Annotated in this window: 24 protein-coding genes; 3 read left to right on the forward strand and 21 right to left on the reverse strand. The window is 69.8% G+C overall.

Annotation, left to right across the window (positions count from 1 at the left end):
- Window position 1: 1 nt before the first annotated feature.
- The 3 genes from KBY95_RS04575 to KBY95_RS04585 form a co-directional block, all read right to left on the reverse strand.
- Complete coding sequence (locus tag KBY95_RS04575) at window positions 2–1,021, reverse strand: ABC transporter permease (RefSeq protein ID WP_254963649.1); 1,020 nt, start codon at window positions 1,019–1,021, stop codon at window positions 2–4.
- The gene (locus tag KBY95_RS04580; RefSeq protein WP_254963651.1) at window positions 1,018–2,601 is read right to left on the reverse strand and encodes an ABC transporter substrate-binding protein; all 1,584 of its coding nucleotides are present in this window, start codon (window positions 2,599–2,601) and stop codon (window positions 1,018–1,020) included. Before KBY95_RS04580 ends, KBY95_RS04575 begins: the two co-directional genes overlap by 4 nt.
- Before the next feature lie 104 nt (window positions 2,602–2,705).
- A complete protein-coding gene (locus KBY95_RS04585) occupies window positions 2,706–3,488 on the reverse strand; it encodes a hypothetical protein (protein WP_254963652.1) in 783 nt (260 codons plus the stop codon).
- A gap of 183 nt (window positions 3,489–3,671) precedes the next feature.
- Between KBY95_RS04585 and KBY95_RS04590 the strand changes: the two genes are divergently transcribed.
- Complete coding sequence (locus tag KBY95_RS04590) at window positions 3,672–4,499, forward strand: hypothetical protein (protein WP_254963653.1); 828 nt, start codon at window positions 3,672–3,674, stop codon at window positions 4,497–4,499.
- A 24-nt stretch (window positions 4,500–4,523) separates the two neighbouring features.
- Here KBY95_RS04590 and KBY95_RS04595 read toward each other — a convergent pair whose 3' ends face one another.
- The 11 genes from KBY95_RS04595 to KBY95_RS04645 all read right to left on the reverse strand — a co-directional run bounded on the left by KBY95_RS04595 (window position 4,524) and on the right by KBY95_RS04645 (window position 12,928).
- Window positions 4,524–5,840, reverse strand: coding sequence for a homoserine dehydrogenase (locus tag KBY95_RS04595; RefSeq protein ID WP_254963655.1), 1,317 nt, complete (start codon window positions 5,838–5,840; stop codon window positions 4,524–4,526).
- A gap of 33 nt (window positions 5,841–5,873) precedes the next feature.
- Window positions 5,874–6,293 (reverse strand): SufE family protein, encoded by a 420-nt coding sequence (locus tag KBY95_RS04600; protein WP_254963656.1) that lies wholly within the window; start codon window positions 6,291–6,293, stop codon window positions 5,874–5,876.
- A 17-nt stretch (window positions 6,294–6,310) separates the two neighbouring features.
- Window positions 6,311–6,784: a hypothetical protein gene (locus KBY95_RS04605; RefSeq protein ID WP_254963658.1), complete on the reverse strand. Its 474-nt coding sequence runs from the start codon at window positions 6,782–6,784 to the stop codon at window positions 6,311–6,313.
- A 7-nt stretch (window positions 6,785–6,791) separates the two neighbouring features.
- Window positions 6,792–6,932 carry a hypothetical protein gene (locus KBY95_RS04610; RefSeq protein WP_254951071.1) on the reverse strand — a complete coding sequence of 47 codons (141 nt, stop codon included), beginning with the start codon at window positions 6,930–6,932 and terminating at the stop codon, window positions 6,792–6,794.
- 105 nt (window positions 6,933–7,037) lie between these two features.
- On the reverse strand, window positions 7,038–7,658 hold the full coding sequence (locus tag KBY95_RS04615; RefSeq protein WP_254963660.1) for a 5-formyltetrahydrofolate cyclo-ligase: 621 nt from the start codon (window positions 7,656–7,658) through the stop codon (window positions 7,038–7,040).
- Complete coding sequence (gene ruvC, locus KBY95_RS04620; RefSeq protein WP_254963661.1) at window positions 7,655–8,137, reverse strand: crossover junction endodeoxyribonuclease RuvC; 483 nt, start codon at window positions 8,135–8,137, stop codon at window positions 7,655–7,657. Before ruvC ends, KBY95_RS04615 begins: the two co-directional genes overlap by 4 nt.
- Before the next feature lie 10 nt (window positions 8,138–8,147).
- A complete protein-coding gene (gene bchI, locus KBY95_RS04625; protein WP_254963663.1) occupies window positions 8,148–9,233 on the reverse strand; it encodes a magnesium chelatase ATPase subunit I in 1,086 nt (361 codons plus the stop codon).
- Window positions 9,230–10,687 (reverse strand): DUF3370 domain-containing protein, encoded by a 1,458-nt coding sequence (locus KBY95_RS04630; RefSeq protein ID WP_254963665.1) that lies wholly within the window; start codon window positions 10,685–10,687, stop codon window positions 9,230–9,232. Before KBY95_RS04630 ends, bchI begins: the two co-directional genes overlap by 4 nt.
- Entirely contained in the window at window positions 10,684–11,748 is a 1,065-nt protein-coding gene (locus tag KBY95_RS04635; RefSeq protein ID WP_254963667.1) for a serine hydrolase, read from the reverse strand. The genes KBY95_RS04630 and KBY95_RS04635 overlap by 4 nt, the downstream gene beginning before the upstream one ends.
- Window positions 11,749–11,795: 47 nt before the next feature.
- On the reverse strand, window positions 11,796–12,539 hold the full coding sequence (locus KBY95_RS04640) for an RNA methyltransferase (protein WP_254963668.1): 744 nt from the start codon (window positions 12,537–12,539) through the stop codon (window positions 11,796–11,798).
- Window positions 12,536–12,928: a cytochrome c gene (locus KBY95_RS04645; RefSeq protein WP_254963670.1), complete on the reverse strand. Its 393-nt coding sequence runs from the start codon at window positions 12,926–12,928 to the stop codon at window positions 12,536–12,538. The genes KBY95_RS04640 and KBY95_RS04645 overlap by 4 nt, the downstream gene beginning before the upstream one ends.
- A 108-nt stretch (window positions 12,929–13,036) precedes the next feature.
- On the opposite strand from KBY95_RS04645, the gene petG reads away from it, so the two are divergent.
- Complete coding sequence (gene petG / locus KBY95_RS04650) at window positions 13,037–13,150, forward strand: cytochrome b6-f complex subunit V (protein ID WP_015110794.1); 114 nt, start codon at window positions 13,037–13,039, stop codon at window positions 13,148–13,150.
- A 41-nt stretch (window positions 13,151–13,191) separates the two neighbouring features.
- Here petG and rsmD read toward each other — a convergent pair whose 3' ends face one another.
- The 7 genes from rsmD to KBY95_RS04685 all read right to left on the reverse strand — a co-directional run bounded on the left by rsmD (window position 13,192) and on the right by KBY95_RS04685 (window position 19,162).
- The gene (gene rsmD / locus KBY95_RS04655) at window positions 13,192–13,809 is read right to left on the reverse strand and encodes a 16S rRNA (guanine(966)-N(2))-methyltransferase RsmD (RefSeq protein WP_254963671.1); all 618 of its coding nucleotides are present in this window, start codon (window positions 13,807–13,809) and stop codon (window positions 13,192–13,194) included.
- Window positions 13,806–14,429: an imidazole glycerol phosphate synthase subunit HisH gene (gene hisH / locus KBY95_RS04660; protein WP_254963672.1), complete on the reverse strand. Its 624-nt coding sequence runs from the start codon at window positions 14,427–14,429 to the stop codon at window positions 13,806–13,808. The genes rsmD and hisH overlap by 4 nt, the downstream gene beginning before the upstream one ends.
- Window positions 14,426–15,484 (reverse strand): LOG family protein, encoded by a 1,059-nt coding sequence (locus tag KBY95_RS04665; protein ID WP_254963674.1) that lies wholly within the window; start codon window positions 15,482–15,484, stop codon window positions 14,426–14,428. The genes hisH and KBY95_RS04665 overlap by 4 nt, the downstream gene beginning before the upstream one ends.
- Window positions 15,485–15,521: 37 nt before the next feature.
- The gene (trxA, locus tag KBY95_RS04670; protein ID WP_015110798.1) at window positions 15,522–15,845 is read right to left on the reverse strand and encodes a thioredoxin; all 324 of its coding nucleotides are present in this window, start codon (window positions 15,843–15,845) and stop codon (window positions 15,522–15,524) included.
- Between the two features lie 282 nt (window positions 15,846–16,127).
- A complete protein-coding gene (locus KBY95_RS04675; RefSeq protein WP_254963676.1) occupies window positions 16,128–17,291 on the reverse strand; it encodes a GuaB3 family IMP dehydrogenase-related protein in 1,164 nt (387 codons plus the stop codon).
- A 72-nt stretch (window positions 17,292–17,363) separates the two neighbouring features.
- On the reverse strand, window positions 17,364–17,936 hold the full coding sequence (locus KBY95_RS04680) for a CAAD domain-containing protein (protein WP_254963677.1): 573 nt from the start codon (window positions 17,934–17,936) through the stop codon (window positions 17,364–17,366).
- Between the two features lie 71 nt (window positions 17,937–18,007).
- Entirely contained in the window at window positions 18,008–19,162 is a 1,155-nt protein-coding gene (locus KBY95_RS04685) for a homocysteine biosynthesis protein (protein ID WP_254963679.1), read from the reverse strand.
- Window positions 19,163–19,195: 33 nt separating this feature from the next.
- Between KBY95_RS04685 and gyrA the strand changes: the two genes are divergently transcribed.
- Window positions 19,196–21,859 carry a DNA gyrase subunit A gene (gyrA, locus tag KBY95_RS04690; RefSeq protein ID WP_254963680.1) on the forward strand — a complete coding sequence of 888 codons (2,664 nt, stop codon included), beginning with the start codon at window positions 19,196–19,198 and terminating at the stop codon, window positions 21,857–21,859.
- Window positions 21,860–21,861 lie beyond the last annotated feature (2 nt).

Raw genomic sequence — 21,861 nt, forward strand, 5'->3', positions numbered from 1 at the left:
CTCAAAAGCGGATGCGTGGATCCAGCAGAGCCACCACCAGGTCGACCAGCACAGACACCAGCACCACCAGGGCTGCCACCACCACCACGATCCCCTGCACCAGGGGGTAATCGCGTTGGGCGATCGCTTCCTGCAGGCGGAAGGCGATGCCGGGCCAGGAAAACGTGACCTCGATCAGCAGGGCGCCGCCGATCAGGGAGGCCACCGTGATGCCGGTGATCGTGAGCACCGGCAGCAGGGCGTTGGGCAGGGCGTGGTGCAGCACCACGCGTCGTTCACTGAGGCCGCGGCTGCGGGCGGCCTCCACGTAGTCGGAGCCGAGGGCACGGCGCAGATTGAGCCGCAGGGCATTGGTGAAGATGCCGCTGAGCAGCAGGCCCAGGGTGGCCGCTGGCAGCACGAGGTGGCGCAGGCTGCCGCCCAGCTGCTGCCAGTCGCCGGCCCTGAGGCTGTCGAGCAGGTAGAAGCCCGTGCCCTGCGGCGGCATCAGGGTGGCGGGATAACGCCCCCCCACCGGCAGCCAGCCCAGCCAGACGGCGAACACCAGCTGCACCACCATCGCCGCCCAGAAGGGGGGCAGGGCGTAGGTGCCGATGCCATAGAGGCGGCCGGCCAGATCGAGGCGCCCCTCGGGGCGGGCGATCCCGCTGAAGCCCACCGCCAGACCGACGATGGCGGCCAGCAGCAGCGCCACCACCCCCAGCTCCAGGCTGGCCGGCAGGCTGTCCTGGATGAGGCGGGTCACCGGTTCGCTATTGGTGAGCGACTGGCCCAGATCGCCCCGCAGCAGGTGGCCCAGGAAGCGGCCGTACTGCTCGGCCAAGGGGCGATCCAGGCCGAGCTGGGTCCGCAGGGCGGCGCGGGCCGCCTCCGGGGCGCGGGTGCCCAGCAGGGCATCGATCGGATCGCCGGGGGCCACCCGCAGCAGCAGGAACACCAGCGAAGCGATCAGCCAGAGCATCAACGGCGCCAGGGCCAGCCGGGAGGCCAGGTAGCGCGCCAGGTCGGAACGGCGGCTCATGGCAACCGGGCTCCGTCGGCGGCGCTCAGACGGCGCAGCTCGCCCAGCAGCACCCGGCCGGATCCGTCGAAGCGGGGCTGGCTGACACCCAGACCGCCCCAGGCCGCCGGGGCGCTGAGCCACACCGGCAGGTAGGGGCTGGCGGCGGCGACGCGGCGTTGGATGGCCACCAGCAGGGCGACCCGCTCGGGGCCGTCCAGCTGGCTGCTGCGCAGCAGCTCCGCCTCCAGCCCCGGCGCCGTCCAGAAGCTGCCGCCCAGGACGCTGTTGCCCTTGAGGCAACGGTCCCCCTCGGCCTTGCTGCAGGACAGCAGCGGCATCAGGAAGTTCTCCGCATCGGGATAGTCACCGATCCAGTCGTAGAAGAGCATCGTCAGGGCGCCCTTGTCGAGCTGGGAGTAGGCCGTGGTGGCCTCCATGCCGGTCACCTCCAGGGTCACGCAATCGCCCAGGTCGCGGCGCAGCTGGGCCTGCCAGGTGAGGGCAAACAGACGGTCGGTGGGGATGTCGGAGCGGTAGGTGAGCGGCAGGGTGAGCACCTTCCCCTGGCAATAGCCCGCCTGGCGGTAGAGGACGCGGGCTTGGGCGGGGTCGTAGGCGGGCCAGGCGCTGGGATCGGAGCCCGGCAGGTCCGGAGGGATGAGCTGGCGCTGGGGGGAGCGCAGCCCCAGGGTCACCCGCCGGACGATGGTGGACCGATCCAGGCTGCGGGCCACGGCCTGACGCAGAACCGTGCGGTTCAGCGGCGGCTGGTCGCTCAGCAGCGACACCAGGGCGATCTCCTGGGACGGACCGATGGCCTCGCGCAGGCGACCGGCGGCGGCGTCCCGGTGCAGGGCCTGCTGATGGTCGATCTCCAGACCGCTGTTGAGCAGAAGGTCGACCTCGCCGCTGCGCAGGGCCCCGAACAGGGCCGTGGAGTTGCTAAGGGTCACCAGGTCGATGCCCGCGTTGGCCGGCCGCCTGCCCCAGTAGCGGGGCCAGGGGGTCAGCCGCTGCTGCTGGCCGCCGAAGAAGGCCAGGGCGTAGGGGCCGGTCCCCACGAAGCGGTCGTTGAGGGGCTTGTCGCGGTGCCTCCGGTAGGCGGTGGGGGACACCGGGGTCAGGAAGATGGCGCTGAGCAACCGCGGCAGCGGGCTGAAGGGGCGCTTCAGCACCAGCTCGATCTCGTAGGGAGCGGTGACCCGCACGCTTGCGACCCGTTCGCCCAGCTGGTAGCCGAGGGTGCCGATCGCCATGAAGCGGCGCAGAGAGAACGCCATGGCGTCGGCATCGAAGCGGGTGCCGTCGTGGAAGAGCACCCCCCGGCGCAGGGGGATCCGGGCCCGCAGCCGATCGCCGCTCAGCACCGGCAGGGCGGTGGCCAGCCGCGGCTCGAGGCGGCCATGGCTGTCGATCGCGTAGAGGGGGTCGCCGAGGCCGCTGAGCACCTGCATCACGCCGATGCGGGAGGCCTGCACCGGATCGAGGGAGTCGATGCGACTTTTGGTGGCCACGATCAGGGACGGGCTGGTCCGCCTCGGCTGACAACCCGCCAGCAGCGGCAGAGCCAGCAGCAGGGTGGTGAGGCTCGCCGCCATGGCGAACGGTGTTTGGCCTGTTCTCCCCCTGGACGTCGGCAAGACCCTGCGATCCGGTGGGGCCCATTCAAGCGGCCTGCCTGCGGTGGGCTCGGTGGCGGTGGTCAGGGGGCGCGTCGGTTCGACTTCGGGCGTCGCCCGAGCAGGATCTCCAGCCGCCTGCCCAGCTGCTGGAGCAGGGTGAGCGAGGCCCCCGGCCGCTGGGCACCGGCGGCAAAGGCCACGGAAAAACCCAGCGCGGCGATGCTGACCCTGGCCACCCCCTGGCCGAGGGCCCAGACGTCGGTGGGGGCGGGGCCGCCGATCCTGCCGGTGGCGCGGGTCTCGGTCCGCTGGAGTTCCTCGAGCAGGCTGCGCTTCAGTTCGCCGAGGGGGAGGCTGAGGGCCGCCGCAGGCAGCTGGGGGCGGGGGCCCTGGAGTCGGGAGAACCGGGCCTGCAGGTCCTGGGGGCTGGTGGCCGCTTCGATGGCCTGCCGGATCATCGTCACCCGCTCGCCGAGCCTGGTGCGCTGCATGGCCTGGGTGCCCTGCGCCTGGGAGAGGACCCGCCAGGTGGCGAAACCCTGCAGGGGCACCAGCAGCAGGAAGGCGACCACCACGACGATGGCCCACTGGCGGGCGGTGGCCAGCTGGGCCCGCAGGAAGCCGTTGGCCGGTTCGATGTAGAGCCCCAGGTGCAGCAGCAGAAATCCCACCAGCGCCAGCAGGGAGGTGTTGATCATGCGGTTGGTGAACCGCAGCTGCCAGGCGGGATTCAGCGGTTGCAGGGGCAGGGAATCGACCAGAACGAAGGCCAGAAACACCAGCAGCAGCCCGCCTCCGCTCCAGGCGAACAGGCGGCCGAAACTGGCGATGTGGTCCTCGCGACTGGAGGAATAGTCAGGCATCCGGGGTCGGTACGCGGAGGGGGAACAGGGCAAGCCAGCGGCCCAGACCTTAGGGGGGCTGACCGGCGTCGTCAGCAGCGTTGCGCCAGAGCCCCCCACGACCACCCTCCCAGCGCCACTTAAGGAGGATGGCGCGCTTCCTGAGTGCTGCCTGATAGATTGGTGAAACTTCTTTAGGTCTCCATGGCGCGCCCCGTCACCCTCGGTGCCCACTCCCTGGGGCGTTTCCGCCCCTCCGTCCACCTTTACCCCCCGCTGCTGCTGCTCACCTGCCTGGTCGCCAGCACTGCCGCCCCCGCCGTGGGCAGCCTTCCCCACGAAAGCCTGGGAGCCCTGGAGGAGCTGCGCGAGCTCCTGACTCCGGGATTCGGCGCCTCTCCGGAGTACCTCGTCGGGTCCGGCGGGATCGGCCTGGCCAACCCCGTCACGGGCCTGGTGGTGCCGCCCTTCCAGTACAGCGTTGCCCCTTACGAGGTGAGCGTCGATGGCTTTGTTGTGCCCTCCGGCGTCTTCCTGGCCCGTTCCGGCATCCCCGCAGGCGGCAGCCTGTTCCGGTTGAGCAGCCCCCTCTCGTTCCGCTGGTCCGGCACCGCCTCCACCCCTGAGGCGCGGCTCACCTGGCAGGCGGGCACCCTGTTCGACAACGTCTTCAACGGGGCCACCGGCGGCTTTGTTCCGTTCCGGATCGTGGCCGGCGGCTCCTCGGAGCTGGACGAATCCTCCTCTGACGTCCTGGAGCTTGCCATTGCCGCCGAGCCCGCCGGCGAGGATCCCGGCGAGCGGCAGGTTGGGGATGTGTTCGAAACCGCCCTGCTGCCCCCGGGGACCGAGCTCCCCCCAGGAGCTCCCACCGACCAGCTGCCCGGCGACCTTCCCGATGGTCCCGGCGAGGGGCCCATCGCTGAGGGTCCCGATCCAGCCTCGGTGCCCGGCCCCCTGCCCCTGGCCGGTGTGGCCGTCGCCTTCCGTTTCAGCCGCCACCTGAGGCAACGGCTTCGCCAGGGGCGCTGAACGGCGGGTCGGTTCAGCTGCCGTTCAGAGGGTCCGCAGGCAGGCGGCCACCCGCTCCACCCCCTCCAGCGCCTCGATCGCGGCCAGGGCTTCGCGGAACCGGTCTTCCCGCACTTCGTGGGTGATGACGACGATCTCCGCCTCCCCTTCCCTGGCGTCGAGCTGCACGATCGACTGGATCGACACCTCGGCCGCTCCGAAACAGGTGCCGATGCGGCCGATCACGCCGGCCTCGTCGCGGGTGCTGAGCCGCACGTAGTTGCGGTGACGGCTCAGGGAGCCGTCGACCAGGGTGCAGTGGCGCCAGCTGCTGGCGGCCAGCAGGGGATCGAGGCCGGCCTGGGGGCCGCCCACCTGGCGGATGCCGGCGATGTTGAGGATGTCGGCCACCACCGCCGAAGCGGTGGGACCCGCCCCGGCACCGGGGCCGAAGAACATCACCTGTCCCACCGGATCCCCCTCCACCAGGATGGCGTTGTTGACGCCATGGACCCCCGCCAGGGGGTGGTGCTTCGGCAGCAGGGTGGGATGCACACGCACGTCCAGGGACACGCCGTCCGGCGGCCCGGCCGGGGCGTCGTCCTGCACCCGTTCGGCCACCGCCAGCAGCTTCACCACGAAGCCGAGCTGGGCGGCATAGGCCACGTCACGGGCCTCGAGCCGGTCGATGCCCTCGGTGGCGATGCCTGCCCGTTCCACCGGACCGCCGTAGGCCAGCCCCGCCAGGATGGCGATCTTGTCGGCCGCATCTCCCCCCTGCACATCGGCGGCGGGATCGGCCTCGGCGTAGCCGAGGCGCTGGGCGTCTGCCAGCACCTCGGCGTAGGCCGCCCCCTCATCGGCCATGCGGCTGAGGATGTAGTTGGTGGTGCCGTTGATGATGCCGCTGACCCGCTGGATGCGGTTGCCGCCCAGGGACTGCTTGATCGGCTCGATGATCGGAATGCCACCGCCCACGGCGGCTTCGATCAGCACGTAGACGCCCTGGCTGGCGGCGGCGGCGGCGATCTCCTGGCCGTAGCGGGCGATCACCGCCTTGTTGGCCGTGACCACGGGCTTGCCGGCGGCGATGGCGCGCAGGATCAGGCTGCGGGCCGGCTCCAGACCCCCCATCACCTCCACGATGATGTCCACCTTGGGATCGTCGATGACCGCCTCAGGGTCGGTGGTGAGGCGCTCCGGCGGCAGGGTCAGCGGGCGGGGGCGCTGGAGGTCGCGCACCGCCACCCTCTCGAGCACCAGGTCGCCGACCAGCGGATGCCGGCCCTGGGGACTGGCCAGGATCGCCGCCACGCCGCTCCCCACCGTGCCCAGCCCGAGCAAGCCGATGCCGATGGTCATGGGCTGCAACCCCACAAACCACCATCCTAGAAATCAATCGGCCTGCAACTGCCTGGCCTGGGCCTGCATGGTGCGCAGGATGTTGAGAAAACCGTTGGCCCGCGAAGGCGTCAGGCTCCCCTGCAGGCCCGTCGCGGCGATGAAGGCTGGATCGAGATCGGTGGCCTGCTCCGGGGTCATGCCCTCCAGCCCCTCAATCAGCAGGGCCAGCAATCCCTTGGTGATCTGGGCATCGGAATCGCCGCGCCAGTGGAGCTTTCCCTCCTCGAGGTGGCCCACCACGTACACCTGGGAGACGCACCCCTTGACCTTGAAGGCGTCCAGGCGCAGGTCGTCCGGGAAGGGTTCCAGCTTCTTGGCCAGCCAGAGCACGTACTCGTAACGACGGCGCGGGTCGCTGGTGCTCCCCAGCCGTTCCACGATCCGGTCGAGAGCGGGACTGCCGGTGGCCATGGAAGACAAGGAGGGGACTAGGACGGACGGCGCGGCCTCAGCATCCCGGCCAGTCCGGCCACGGCGAGCACGCCGAGGGGAGGCACGAAGGCCCAACCCTCAGCTTGAGCGTAGGGATGGGATCGGCTCACCCGTGCGGGCAACGAAGGGGTCGCCGTGGCCTCGGGCAGTTCGAGGTAGTCGCGGTGGCCGGGGCCCGCATCCACCTGCACTTCCCACTGGCGGCTGGCCTGGGGCGGCAGGGTGAAGACAAAGCGTCCGCCAGCATCGGTGCGCCCCAGTTCGATCGCTGGGCCGCCATCGGGGGGGACGATGCGGACGGCGGCATCACGCGCCGGCTCGCCGCTGGAGAACTGGCTCTCCAGGCTTAAGGAGTCGGTGAGGCCCGTGAGCCGCTCCAGGCTGCTTTCGATCGCGTGGGCCCTGACCTGCACAGGAGCCACCACAAGACTGACGAGGCCGAGCAGCCCGGAACAAAGAAGGGGCTTCATCCGTGAATCAGGTGGATTTCCAGCGACTATCGCTGCTTTTTCCTGCCTGCACCATCCTCGCGACCGAGCTGACCATCATCGAGAGGGCGTCGCTGGAGGCGCCACGGGTTTGAAACTCGGAGGTCATCACCCGCTCGGCGGCCGTCATGGGACGGTTCTGGAGCGATGAGAGGATCAAATCCAAGGACGGCACGGATGCACTGCGCCGATCCTGGCAAACGAACAGGCCATTGGCTCGACAGGACGGCGTTCGTTAAGAGCTTGCAATCTTCTGCCACCCCGCTTCGGTGAGGTGGCAGTCCCATTCATCGATCCAGCCGTCGAAGGGGATGTCCCAGGGATCACGGGGCAGGGTCGCCGCTGTGCAGGCTGCGGGGAGCACCGCCAGCGCCGGGACCGCCGCCCAGAGCGGATCGGCCCGCAGCCGGTCGTACCAGCCACCGCCCGAGCCCAGCCTCAGACCGCAGGGGGCCACCGCCAGGGCGGGCACCAGCAGCAGGGCCATGGCGCCTGGCGATCGCTCCTGGCCGTGCCGCTGGCCCGCTGCCAGTGCGAGAGGTGCCGGAATGCCGCAGGCGTCGTTGGCCAGGGGCTCGCCCGGAACCCAGGCCCGGTACACCAGCGCACCGTCAGCTACCGCCGGCAGGGCCAGCCGGCCGCTCCAGGCCTGGACCAGGGGACGCAGGTCGGGCTCGCTGCCGATGGGCCAGTAGAGCCCGAGATCCCCCCCACGCCCACCCAGCAGGGTCCCCAGGTGCCGTTGCGCCGTCGCCAGGATTCCGGGGGCCGCTTCCGGCAGGCTCTGCCGCCGCCGCTGGCGGAACAGGCGACGCAACTCCTGCTTGGTGGCTCCACCGGCGGCTGGCGCCCTCACCGCTGGAACCACCCGGTCAGGGCCACCGCCAGGGCGTCGGCGGCGTCGTCGGGGCGGGGGGGGATCTGCAGATCCAGCTCCCGCATCACCGCCGCCAGCACCTCGTCCTTCTCGGCGTGGCCCGATCCAGCCAGTGCCAGCTTGATCTGCATCGGCGGGAACTCCACCACCGGGATGGCGAAGCGGGCCAGGGTCATCATCACCACCCCCCGGGCCTGGACCACCGCGATGGTGGTGCTGGAGCGGTAGAAGAAAAACTTCTCCACCGCCGCCAATTCGGGCCGCCAGCGGCGCACGATCACCCGCAGGTCGCGGGCGATTTCCACCATGCGGTCGCCGTCGCTGCGACCGGGTTCGGTGCGGATCATGCCGCAATCGAGCAAGTGCTGGTGGCCACCGCCTGCAGCGGAGCGACCCTCCACATCAATCACCCCATAGCCGACGCGGGCGAGGCCGGGATCGATGCCAAGGATCCTCACACCGCGCTCCTCACCCCGTCAGGGCCAGCTGGAAGGCGGCGGGGTCGCCTCCGGCGTGGTCAAAGACCTTGCAGAACATCTTCACCACCCGATCGCCGGAGTCGATCTGCTCGAGGGGGTCCTTGCGCAGCCGGTGACGCAGGCAGCAGGCCACCACGCGGGCCACGTCGTCGTCGCTCACCTCGAGATGGCCCTCGAAGGCTGCCAGGGCCCGGGCCGCCCGGTTGGTGACGATGTCGCCCCGCAGCCCGTCCACGTCGAGTTCGCCGCAGACCGCCGAGATGCGAATGCGCAGATCGTCGTCGATGCGCACCTGGGGCAGCCGTTCCTGGGCTTCCACCACGCGGGCTTGCAGGGCCTCCTGGGTGCTCTGCAGCCGGTCGCTGAAGCTGTCGGGGTCGGCATCGAAGCCGGTGCGCTGGTCCACCACCTGCACCCGCAGCTCGGGATCGCGCACCGTGCGCACCTCCACGCTCATGCCGAAGCGGTCGAGAAGCTGGGGGCGCAACTCCCCCTCCTCCGGGTTGCCGGAGCCGATCAGGACGAAACGGGCCGGGTGGCGCACCGATACGCCCTCGCGCTCCACCGTGTTCCACCCTGAAGCGGCCGAATCGAGCAGCACGTCGACCAGGTGGTCGTCGAGCAGGTTCACCTCGTCGACGTAGAGCAGGCCCCGGTTGGCCTTGGCCAGCAGGCCCGGCTCAAAGGCCCGCACGCCTTCACTGAGGGCCTTCTCGATGTCGATCGTGCCGCAGAGCCGGTCCTCGGTGGCCCCCAGGGGCAGGTCGACCATCGGCACCTGGCGGGCTTCCACGGGCAGCTGTTCCCCCCGTTCCGCCCTCTGGCGCACCTCGCTGCTCTGCAGGTCGGGGTCGCTCGGCGAGCTGTTGTAGGGATCCCCCTCCACCACGTCGATCGCCGGCAGCAGATCGGCCAGGGCCCGAATGGTGGTGGATTTGCCCGTGCCCCGGTCGCCCATGATCATCACCCCGCCGATGCGGGGGTCGATCACGTTGAGCAGCAGCGCCAGCTTCATCTCCTCCTGCCCCACGATGGCGGTGAAGGGGAAGACCCTGCGCTTCCTGGTTGGCGTCACGGGCTGGTTGCGGGCGGTGCCACGGATTGTTTCACAGCCGCCCCTGGGGCCGCGCCCGGGGCCACCGGGATCAGCGACAGCACCTGGGGCGGCGTGGCGTCGGCTGGATAGATCAGCCGCACCCGCAGTTGCCGTTCCTGGCCGGGGCGCAGGCTGACGGTGCCCAGAGTCGGCCCCTCCTGACCGGCCCGCAGCACGAGGTGAAAGCTCCGTCGCCCGCCGGGGCCGCCGGCGGCATTGTCGAGGCCGCTGACCTCCACGGTTCCCCGGAACATCACCGCCCGCGCCGGCTTGGTGTTGAAGCGCAGGCCCCCCAGGGGCTGGTCGGTCTTGAGCGGAGATTCCAGGGCCACGGCGAGCCGCGCCGGTTGGCCCGTGTCGTTGCGCAGCGGCAGGCTGAGGTCGTAGGCAACGCCATAGTTGCCGTGGGCGGCCCAGGCGGTGCCTGGATAGAAGGAGAGCAGGGGGGCCGTCTGCACCTGGCCGGTGCCCAGGGTGCCCCGCTCCAGGGAACTGATCGGCCAGGAGATCGGCGCCCGACTCACCGACAGGGTCGGACGGCCTGGATCGGTGATCCGCCCCTGCCAGGCGCTGCCCACCTGCACCCCGCTGACCCGGGAGTAGATCATCGGGCCGCTGGCCCCCCTGGGGCTGGGAGTGTGCTCCTTCGGGCTGAGGCCACCCTGCAGCAGCCGCTGCCAGACGGCAGCGTCCGGCGGCCGGTCCACGGGGCCGAAGGCCGCCAGGGTGGCCACGTCCACCGGGCCGTCGCTGTTGAGGCGCAGCTGCAGGTTGAGGCCGTTGAGCAACGGATCGAGGCCGCGCACGGGCAGCGGCAGCACCATCAGGGTGCTCAGCTGTCCCGGCGGCAGGGTCCAGCCCTCCGGCACCAGGGGGCTGCGCTGCCGTGCCAGCAGTTCGGTGGCCACCCGGCTGCCGGGGCCAGCCCAGATCGGCGTGCTGCCTTGCTCCATCAGGGCCGGCAGGGGCAGGAAGGGGGCCGACGGCTGGTCGGCGTTCAGCGACTGGGACAGGGCGGTGGACCCTGCCACCGTCCGCAGCTTCACCGGAGCGTTGCCCCGTGGCGCCGCCACCACCGCCAGCCAGAGGGTGGAATCGAGGCTTTCCGGGCTGCCCGCGTAGATGTGATGACTGAACAGCTCAAAGGGGCCGTTGACCGCAGTGTTCAGGTGCGCCGAGGGGTCACCCAGGGGGCGGCCGGCGTAGCCCCGCTGGCCATCAAAGGTGGAGAGCAGGATGCCGGGCCCCTTGATCACCTCGGGGTTGTTGTCATTCAGCATCGGCACGGCGTCCAGCTGACCGGGCAGGGGTGCCACAGTGCCCGGCCGGAGCACCGGTGGCGGCGGGGCGGCAGCGGGCTGGGGCTGGGCGAGCAGGGGCGCGGCCAGGACGGACAGCCAGGGCAGCAGCAGGGCAGGAGCGACGGCTTTCATGGGCCTTTGACGAGGGTTTTGGTGACGGCGCCGGCCATCGACCGGATCAGTTCGGCGGAGCGGGGGTCATTGAAGGGACCTTTCACCATCAGGGCCAGCACGGCCCTCTGGCCGTTGGGGAGCTGGATCAGGGCGGCGTCGGAGTAGGCGATGCCGATGTCGCCGGTCTTGTTGTAGACGGTGATGCCCTTGGGCAGCAGCTCGCTGTCGGGATCGGAGGAGTCCTTGCCCATCCCCATCAGCAGGCCAAGGGGAATCAGGGTGTTGGTGCGAGACGTGGCCATGATTTCCCGGAACAGATCCCGGGCCCGCGGGGTGAGCTTGTCACCGGTGTCCACCAGGGCAATGGAGCGGGCCAGGTCGCGGGAGCTGGTGGTGTTGGTGCCGTCGAGATCCGGCAGCCAGTTGTTCACCACCGTGGCCGTCAGGCCGAGGTCGCGGAAACGTCCGTTGAGGGTGGTCTTGCCCCCCAGGCGGCGGATCAGCAGGTTGGTGGCGGTGTTATCGCTCACCCGGATCATCTCCGTGGCGGCTTCGAAGAAGGGGAAGCGGGTGCCCAGCGGCTTGTTGGCCATCCAGCCGGCCCCACCGCCCACCACCTCCTTGGTGAGGGGCATGGGTTCGTTCCAGCGCAACTTGCCGTGATCGAGATCCTCCAGGCCCGCCAGCAGGATCGGCACCTTGATGGAGCTGGCCGCCGACAGGGGCAGGTCAGGTTGCAGCTGGGCGAAACGGCCGTCGTCGAGCACCAGCAGGAAGGCGCTGGCGGTCAGATCCTTCTGGGCGGCGGCCATCCGGGTCCACTGCTGGCTGAGACCGACGAGCTCCTGGCGCGGCTCAAACCGTCCCAGGGCCATCGCTCCGGTGCCCGGTTTCTTCACCACCGGGGTGTCCGGCGCTGGTGTGCCGAGCGCCCCCTGGACAAGGCGGGGCTCCAGCAGCTTGAGGGCCGTGCCCACGATCACGCCCAGACCCACCCCCAGCACGATCAGCCGCAGCACCAGGCCCACGGGGCGAAGCCAGGGGTTGCTGGGGGGACGGGATGGACGGCCGGCACTCACGGAATCAGGACCCTGGGGCAATGGTTCGACGGTTCGACTGTTCGACGCTAGTGGTCCTGGGACGAAGGGAAAGGGCGACGACTCGCCCAGCGCAACTGGCACACCAGGCCACGCAGCAGGGCCACCTCCGGGCCACTGACCTGGCCGCGCTGCAGCAGGGCCCGCAGTTTGGCCATTCGGGCATGGGCCGTGTGGGGCAGCAGGAATCCGACCTCCAGCAGCAACTCCTGGGCGTCGCTGAGCATGGCTTCGAGCACCCCCCGGGAGCAGGAGGCCGGGGGGCCGGCGGCCACCGCCGGAGCCGGGGCCTGCCGTACCAGTCGGTGCAGGTCGTGCAGCACCACGGCCACCGCGTGGGAGAGGTTGAGGGAGCCGTGGGGCGTGGGGGTCGGAATCTGCAGCAGCCGGCCAGCCTGCAGCAGCTCGTCATTGCTCAGACCCCGGTCCTCCCGGCCGAACACCAGCGCCGACGGCAGGGCCTGGTCGCCGGCCAGCAGCCAGGTCAGGGCGTCATCGGGGTCCTCGAGCGGCAGGGGCTCCCCCTCCGGACGGCCGCTGGTGGCCACCACCCGCCCGCAGTCGGCCAGGGCGGCGGCGAGGGTGGGGAACACCTGCGCCTGCAGCAGCAGGGGGAACCCCTTCACGGCCATCAGCCGGGCCTCGTCGCCCAGGGGATCGCAGCGCGGCGCGACCAGCCGCAGATCCCCAAGGCCGTAGGTGCGGCAGAGCCTGGCCACGCTGCCCACGTTGAGGGGGCCGGCGGGTTCGACCAGGACCAGCTTGAGGCTCAAGGCAGCGAATGCAGAAACGCCAGCAGATCAGCCATGGCCTGGGGTTCCGGCTGGAAGCTCGGCATCGGTGGGGTCCGGCCGCTGACCACCTGCTGGATCAGCTGGCGATCGTTCTTGCGCCGGTCAACACCATGCAGATTCGGGCCCACCAGGCCCTGGGCCGCCAGGCCATGGCAGCCGGCGCAGTTGAGCCGGAACAGGCGGCCACCGTCCGTGGCCGAGCCGGTGAGATCCAGGGTCTGGCGAATGTAGGGATCGCTGCGGGCCGCCGGCAGCACCACCACCACCAGCAGGATGCAGGCCACCGCGGCCAGGGTCGCCAGGGCTGCCGCGAGGCTGCGGCGCTGGGCGGCGGGCTGGTTGGCCTCGCTGATGGTGGCGGGCGTCACGGTGGCGGGGGTGGTGGGGGACGGGCTGATCACAGTGCTGCGGTGGGTCTCGCGTGGTCGGGGGGAGTCGTGGAAGAATTGTGCATCGCCTGAAGCTTCTGCCCCTCCATGATCGAACCCCTTCTCTGCGGCATCGTGCTTGGACTGATTCCCGTCACCCTGGTGGGGCTGTTCGTGGCGGCCTGGAACCAGTACCGCCGCGGTAGTGCCCTCGGGGGCTGATCCAGGGGCTTTGATCCCGGGCTGGGCAACGGAGCAGAAGGTCAAGGTGGGGATCCCTCCGGGTGAGGGGGTCCGCCTTGGGCAGGGAGCTCATGGAGTAACACCAGCGTAGTGCTGCCATAGCGGCGACAGTCCCGCCGTTGCCAACCCGGGGGATCGGGCGGAACCCCGTCCGAGGCGCATTCCCACAGCAGGGTTCCGCCCGGCGCCAGCCAGCCTCCCGATCGAACCGCTGCAGCGATCGGTCCGTGCAGTCCGGCCGCGTAGGGCGGATCCACGTAAATCAGATCGAACCTGATGGGCGCAGCCGTGCCCTGCCGGGTCTCCAGCCAGCGCATCACATCCGCCTGGACCACCTGCACGTGCTGGGCCTCCACCCCTTCAGGGACTGTCCGTCCGCCCAGGGTCGCGTCCAGGTTGCTTCTGGCCACGGCGGCGATGCGGCGATCCCGTTCCACTGCCACCACCTGCGATGCGCCTCGCTGCAGGGCCTCACAGGCCATCACGCCGCTGCCGCAGCACAGATCCAGCCAGCGGCTGCCAGGGATCTCGGCGGCCAGCAGATTCATCACCGCCAGCCTCACCCGGGCTGAGGTGGGCCTCGCGGTGCTGCCGGGGGGGCTCTGCAGGCGGCGCCCCCCGCTCACCCGCAGGGTCACGGGGACGCCACCCAGTCGAGCCAGCGGCGCAGCATCGCTTCCCCCACCGGCCCTGACTTCTCCGGGTGGAACTGGCAGGCGGCGATGCTGCCGCTCCAGACCGCCGCGGTGACCAGGGTGCCGGCGTAATCAACCAGGGCCGTGGTGGCTTCCGGCAAGGCGGGTGCGGCGGCGAAGGAGTGCACGAAGTAGACCCAGGCCTCCGGGGTGCCGGCGTCCAGCAGTGGGCTGGCGGTGGCCGGGATCAGGGGAGCCCAGCCCATGTGAGGCAGGGGATGGCCCGCCACCCGCGGCAGGGTTGTGACCCGGCCGGCCAGCACCCCCAGTCCTTCGGCCTGGCCCTCCTCGCTGGCTTCAAACAGCAACTGCAGCCCCAGGCAGATCCCCAGCAGGGGCCGTCCACTGGCGCAGGAGCGGCGCAGAGCCAGCTCCAGCCCCGCTGCGCGCAGCCGCTCCATGGCTGGATCGAAGGCCCCCACCCCCGGCAGCACCAGGGCGTCACAGGCTTCCAGGTCGGCCGGGCCGTGCACGCAGACCAGCTCGGCGCCGAGCCGGGCAAAAGTGCGTTGCACCGAATGCAGGTTGCCCATGCCGTAGTCGATCAGGCCGATGCGGCTCATGGCTGGCTGCCGGTGGGGACCCGTTCAGCTGGATGCTCCAGGGCCGATGAGGCAGGCAGATCGAGGCCGTTGAGGTGGTCGATGAACTGGTAAAGACGGCCGACGCGGCGTTTGTCGAAGCGCAGCTGCAGGCAGGGACGCAGCAGGCCGTTGTCGTCGACCCCCTCGCCGCTCTGGATGGAGCCTTGATCCAGGAGGTCGGCGAAGCTGCGGTTCAGCTCCGGCAACAGGGCGCGCGGCACCTCGGCGTTGAGCAGCAGCTCGATGCGGTCCTGACCCAGCTGGGCGCTATGGAACACCCGGTAGAAGCGGCAGATCTGGGCCACCGCCTCCGCGGCGCTGGAGGCTTCCACCATCAGATCCACATCCTCCGGTGAGATCAGTTCCCGGGTGGCGAGTTCCTGGTGCACATTCCGCTTCCAGACCTTCCAGAAATCGTCGCCGGGAGGGCAGAGCAGCACCAGGGGGATCGGTGAGGTGCGACCCGTCTGGATGAGCGTGAGGCACTCGAACAGTTCATCCAGGGTGCCGAATCCCCCCGGCATCACCACGAGGGCATCGCTCTCCATCAGGAAGAACAGCTTGCGGGTGAAGAAATAGCGGAAGTAGAGGAGGCGGTCCTCGCAGGCGCTCACGTAGGGGTTGGGATGCTGCTCGAAGGGCAGGTCCACGTTGAGGCCGATGCTGTGTTCACAACCGGCGCCGCTGTTGGCGCCCTCCATGACGCCCGCTCCTGCTCCAGTCATCACCTCAAAACCGGCTTCCACCGCCTGCCGAGCCACGGCTTCGGCCAGGAGGTAGCAGGGATCGCTCTGGCGGGTGCGGGCCGAGCCGAAAACGCTGATCTTGCGGGCGCTGCGGCGCGGACGGAAGACTTCCAGGGCTTCGCTGATATCGGCCAGACAGCCGGCGATCAGGCGCCATTCCTCCTCTTCTTTCTCCTGACGCGCCACCTGGAGCAGGGACACCACTGCCCGCTCGATCTGGCGACGCTGGGGGTGCCCGTGGAGCTCGTCGGCGAGGGCCTGCAGGGGGCTTCTGCCCGCCGCCGGCACTGGGTTCGGGGAAAGGGGCGGCGTCAGCGGAACGGGGTCAGAGGTATTTGGAGATGGTGCCGGACAGGGTGTTCTTGGGAACGGCACCGACGACGGTGTCAACCTTCTGGCCGCCCTTGAACAGCATCAGCGTGGGAATGCTGCGGATGCCGTACTGGCTGGCGACGTTGGGGTTCTCGTCGGTGTTGAGCTTGTAGACGCGGATCTTGCCTTCGTATTCCTTGGCGATCTCATCGACGATCGGCGCCACCATGCGGCAGGGACCACACCAGGGTGCCCAGAAATCAACCAGCACGGGCACATCACTCTTGAGCACGTCTTGCTCGAAGGAGGCGTCGGTGACGGCAGCGGCGCTGGACATTCCTTGCAGACTCGGGATGAAATGAATCTAGCAACCGGGTTCGGCCGCTCTCCCCTGGGAAGGAGTCAGCGTTGCAGGCCGTAGCGGAACCGGAGGCTCCAGGGAGCAGAGCTACGGGTCGAACGGCGGGGAAAGACAAAAAGCCCGGACACGCCGGGCCGGGGGGTGTGAGGAGTGTGCGAGCCGGAGCCCCCACACCAAGAGGTTAGCCTCCATCTCGCCTTGAGGCAGCGTTGTCCAGCTCTGCGACGGCCCTGCCGGGTCCGGCTGGACTGCGCTGTGCTACTTGCCCATGCCCAGCTGTTGGGCCTTCTGGTAGACCTTGCCTTCGGTCAGCAGGGACGGCGCCACCACCACCTCCACCTGGCGCATCTCCTTGAGGGTGCGGGCCCCCAGGGTGCCCATGGAGGTGCGGATGCAGCCCAGCAGGTTCTGGGTGCCGTCATCAAGACCGGCAGGGCCGCGCAGGATCTTTTCGAGGCTGCCGGTGGTGCCCACTTTGATGCGGGTGCCGCGGGGCAGCACGGGGCTGGGGGTGGCCATGCCCCAGTGGAAGCCGCGGCCAGGCGCTTCGGAGGCCCGGGCGATCGGGGAGCCGATCATCACCGCATCGGCGCCGCAGGCCAGGCATTTGCAGATGTCCCCGCCGGTGACGATGCCGCCATCGGCCACCACCGGCACGTAACGCCCGCTTTCACGCTCGTAGTCGTCCCGGGCGGCGGCGCAGTCGGCCACGGCCGTGGCCTGGGGAATGCCGACACCGAGCACGCCCCGGGAGGTGCAGGCGGCGCCGGGACCAATGCCCACCATCACGCCGGCAGCTCCCGCCCGCATCAGTTGCAGGGTCACGTCGTAGGTGACGCAGTTGCCTATGACGACGGGCACGCCCAGGTCGCGACAGAGGGAGGCCAGGTCAAGGGTCTGGCGACCTTCGGGGCCGACGTGTTCGGTGGAGACCACCGTGGCCTGGACGAAGAACAGGTCGGCGCCCGATTCGGCCACCGCCGCCCCGAAGCGCAGGGCCGCCGCCGGGGTGGCGCTCACCGCCGCGATGCCGCCGCCTGCCTTGATTTCAGCGATCCGTTGCCGGACCAGGTCTTCGCGGACCGGCTGGCTGTAAAGGTCCTGCATCAGACCCACGAATTCGTCGCGGCCCACCGAAGCGATCCGATCCAGGATCGGTTCGGGATCGTCGTAGCGGCACTGGACGCCCTCCAGGTTCAGCACCCCCAGGGCCCCCAGCCGGGTGAGTTCGATGCACATGCCCACATCCACCACCCCGTCCATGGCACTGGCGATGATGGGAATCTCCCTCTGGATGCCCCCGAGGCTCCAACTGCTGTCGGTCACCTCAGGATCGACGGTGCGGCCGCCGGGGACCAGGGCAATTTCGTCGATGCCGTAGGCGCGGCGGACGGTCCTGGAGCGACCGAGCTGAATGTTCACCGTTGGACGGACACAGTGGGCACAAACTATCAACCGGTCCGCGGCGGGTCCGACCGCCTCAGGTGCTGGGAATCACTCCCTGCCGCGGAAATCGTTCCAGCGGCGGCTCCAGTCAGCGAAGACCTGCTCCCGGTCGCTCTTGCGCACCAGCCTGGTGACGGTGAAACGGCTCACGGCGATCAGGCCGGCCAGCTCCAGCAGGCCGCCCACCAGGGGCAGGCTGTCGAGGGTGCCGATCAGGGACGCATAGACACGCAGCAGCAGCACGACCCCGATCAGGATCGCCAGCCCCTTGAGGGGTCCGCGGAAACGCTGCCATTGGGCCTGGAGCTCACCGCTGCTGAGCCAGTCCTTGATCTTCTGCAGCAGCAGATCGAATTCCCCGCCGCCTTCGCTGGCCGGATCAGCAGATCCCTCCAGGGGGGGCACTTCAAAGGTGGCCACGATGCCGGGCTCCGGCGCGCTCACCAACGCATCTGCGGGGTCCGTCACTGACTCCGGGGGGTCCGCCTCGGGATCCGGCCCGGCCAGGACCGGCTCCGACTCAGGGGTGATGGGATCGGGGGGCGTCTCGGTCGCTTCCATTGGCCACGGCTGCGGCTCAGGGCTGGATGGGGGCTCGGGGCTGAAGGGGGTCTCGGCCATGGCTGGCGCCGGTAGCTCACGGCGGAGCTTACGGCCGTTTGCCGCCACCGCTGCCCAGGTGTGCAGGGATTTCAGCTGTCGAGGGGTATCAGGCCACCGCGCCCCGAGAGCGGACGGACCGGCAGGCGCAACGGAAAGCGACCATCCTCGAGCCAGGTGATCAGCTCCGCACCAATCGCTTCGGCCAGCCGTGGGCTATGGGCCGGAGCGGCAGTGACGCGGCGCCCCTCCACCTGGATCAGGCCGGATTTGAGCCGGGCGTAGCTGACGGAACCGAAGCGGGGCCGCAGGCGCCGCGGGATCGCCACATCCAGCACGGGCGCTTCCAGGTCCTCGTCGCCGCAGGCGGCCTGGCGGGCCACTGCCTCGCTGAGCAGGGGGATCGGTGCCGCCAGGCCCACCAGCAGGCCGGCCCCGTGGCCCTCGAAGAAACAGGGCCGCAGCCATTCGGGTCGCAGGCCATGCAGGTCCACGCTCACCGCCGCCACCGCTCCTGGGCTGAGGGCGTGGCCGCCGGCGGAGCGAGGCACCCCCGGCTGGTGGCCGCTGCCACTGCCCACCACCCAGCCGATGGCCCCCGCCACCAGGACCGCTGAGCCCGGCCCCAGCAGCCCTAATCCGGGCATGGTGAGCCCGATGCTGCCGGCGCCGCCGCAGCCGTAGAGTGCATTCCCGAACGGCCCCAGCACGGGTCCCCAGGGGCTGCGCAGCACCCCATCGGCACTGCTCACGGCCACCACGCCGTTTTCACTGATGGCCCGGTGCAGCAGCAGCCGGCCGGAACCGATCCGTTCCAGATCGAGCTGGGCCTGCAGATCCCGGCGCGGGTGCAGGGCGGTCACCTCCCCGGTGGCGGTGAGGCCCAGGGAGCCGCCCTTGAGCAGCCGGTCGAGCAGATGGGCTCCCCCCTGCCGCTGGGCCTCCCCGAGGCCGCCGCCGATGGGCAGCACCAGGTCGCCACCGCCACCGCCGCCCTGGGCCCCGAGGCCCTCGAGCTGGGCCTCCCGGAAGCGGATCGGTGGATCGCTGGGGCCGATGTTGAGGTGCAGGCTGCCCTGATCGGTGAATTCGGCGTTGGCGGCCACCACCACGTCGGTGCTGTCGTAGGCCTCCGCCAGTCCGGCCTCGGCCACCAGGGCGCGGAAGTCGGCGGCGGCCCGCACCCGCAGGACGCCCTTGCGCTGACGCTGGCGCAGGGCCGATTCACGACGGGCCGGCAGGGTCATCATTAGAGTGGGCTGTGCCCCATACGGTCTTGCATGGCGGATCCAACCGGACCCGGTGAATCCGACGGACGGATCATCCAGACCGACTTGCGCATTGAGATGTCGCGCTCCTATCTGGAGTATGCGATGAGCGTCATCGTGGGCCGGGCCCTGCCCGATGCCCGCGACGGCCTCAAGCCGGTGCACCGGCGCATCCTCTACGCGATGTACGAGCTCGGTCTCACCAGCGACCGGCCCTACCGGAAATGCGCCCGCGTTGTCGGGGAGGTGCTCGGTAAGTACCACCCCCACGGCGACACGGCTGTCTATGACGCCTTGGTGCGCATGGCCCAGGACTTCTCCATGCGCATGCCCCTGATCGACGGGCACGGCAACTTCGGGTCGGTCGACAACGATCCGCCGGCCGCGATGCGGTACACCGAGTCGCGCCTGCAGGCCCTGACCACCGACAGCCTGCTGGAGGACATCGAGGCCGAGACCGTCGATTACATCGACAACTTCGACGGTTCCCAGCAGGAACCCACCGTGATGCCGGCGCGGGTGCCGCACCTGCTGCTGAATGGCTCCTCGGGCATCGCCGTGGGGATGGCCACCAACATCCCCCCCCACAACCTCACCGAGCTGATCGACGGTCTGCTGGCCCTGATCGACGACCCGGAGATCGAGGATCGCGCCCTGATGGCGATCATCCCCGGCCCCGATTTCCCCACCGGCGGCCAGATTCTCGGCAGACGGGGCATCCGCGAGACCTACACCACGGGCCGTGGGTCGATCACCATGCGGGGTGTGGCCTCCATCGAGACGGTGGAAGCCAAGGGTCGCCCCGACCGTGACGCGGTGATCATCACCGAGCTCCCTTACCAGACCAATAAGGCTGCCCTGATCGAACGTATCGCCGAGCTGGTCAACGACAAGAAGCTCGAGGGTATTGCCGATATCCGCGACGAAAGCGATCGCGACGGCATGCGCATCGTGATCGAACTGCGCCGCGACGCCTACCCCCAGGTGGTGCTGAACAACCTGTTCAAGCTCACGCCCCTGCAGAACAACTTCAGTGCCTACATGCTGGCCCTGGTGAAGGGGGAGCCCGTGCTGCTCACCCTCGGCCGCATGCTGCGGGTGTTCCTCGATTTCCGCATCGGCACGATCGAGCGGCGCACCCGCTATTTCCTGCGTAAGGCCCAGGAGCGGGATCACATCCTGCAGGGTCTGCTGCTGGCCCTCGACCAGCTCGATCCGATCATCGCCCTGATCCGGGCCGCCCCCGACACCGCCACGGCCCGGGCCCAGTTGCAGGAGCGCCATGGCCTCAGCGAGATCCAGGCCGACGCCATCCTGCAGATGCAGCTGCGGCGCCTCACGGCCCTGGAGGCCGACAAGATCCGCCTCGAACACGACGACCTCGTCGCCAAGATCGCCGACTACACCGACATCCTCGGCCGCAAGGAACGGGTGCTGGGGCTGATCCAGGAGGAACTCCATGTTCTGCGCAGTCGCTACGACTCCCCCCGCCGCACCGAGATCCTGGATCTTGAAGGCGGCCTCGAAGACATCGACCTGATCGCCAATGAGCGGTCGGTGGTGCTGCTCACCGAAAACGGCTATCTCAAGCGGATGCCGGTGAGCGAGTTCGAGGCGACCAGCCGCGGCACCCGTGGCAAGGCCGGCACCCGCAGCCAGGGCGAGGAGGCGGTGAAGCTGTTCATCAGCTGCAACGATCACGACGCCCTTCTGCTGTTCAGCGACCGGGGCGTGGTGTACTCCATCCCTGCCTACCGGGTGCCGTTCAGCAGCCGTTCCGCCAAGGGAACCCCGATCGTGCAGCTGCTGCCGATTCCCCGCGAGGAGGCGATCACGTCCCTGTTGGCGGTGAGCGAGTTTGAAGACGACGTGCAACTGGTGATGCTCACCAGCGGCGGCTACATCAAGCGCACCCGGTTGTCGGCCTTCAGCAACATCCGCTCCAACGGCCTGATCGCCATCTCCCTCGAGGAGGGTGACGCCCTGCGCTGGGTGCGCCTGGCCCTGCCCGGCGACAGCGTGCTGATCGGCTCCCTCAAGGGGATGACGATCCACTTCCGCCTCAGCGACGAGGAACTGCGTCCCCTGGGCCGAACCGCCCGCGGCGTGCGGGCCATGAATCTGCGCGCCGGCGATGAGCTGGTGAGCATGGACGTCCTCACGGCGGAACTGGCGGACCGTGTGGCCAGCACGGCGGATGCCGCCGCTGGCGACGACGAGGACGGTGACGAGGTTGCCCCCAGCGAGGGCCCCTGGGTGCTGGTCGCCAGTGCCAGCGGCCTGGGCAAGCGTGTTCCGGTGGATCAGTTCCGGCTGCAGCGCCGCGCCGGCATGGGTCTGCGGGCGATCAAGTTCCGCCGGGACGGCGACGTCCTGGTGGGCCTCAAGGTGCTTGGCGCCGGTGAGGAACTGCTGCTGGTGAGCGAGCGGGGGGTGATCGTGCGCATGAAGGCCGATGCCATTCCCCAGCAGTCCCGGGCGGCCACCGGGGTGCGGTTGCAGAAGCTGGATTCCGGCGATCGGCTCACCGAAGTGGTGCTGGTGCCGCCAGCCGCCGAGGAGGAGGAGCTGGCCGTTGGGGTGGTGCCTGAGGCCACCCCTGAGGCGACGGCGGAAGTCCCCCCCGAGGCCTCGGGGGATACAGCGCCAGCCGCTGACGAGACCCCAGACGACTGACT

Origin of the sequence: Cyanobium sp. Aljojuca 7A6, from assembly GCF_024346455.1 — a bacterium.
Classification (GTDB): Bacteria; Cyanobacteriota; Cyanobacteriia; order PCC-6307; family Cyanobiaceae; genus Cyanobium.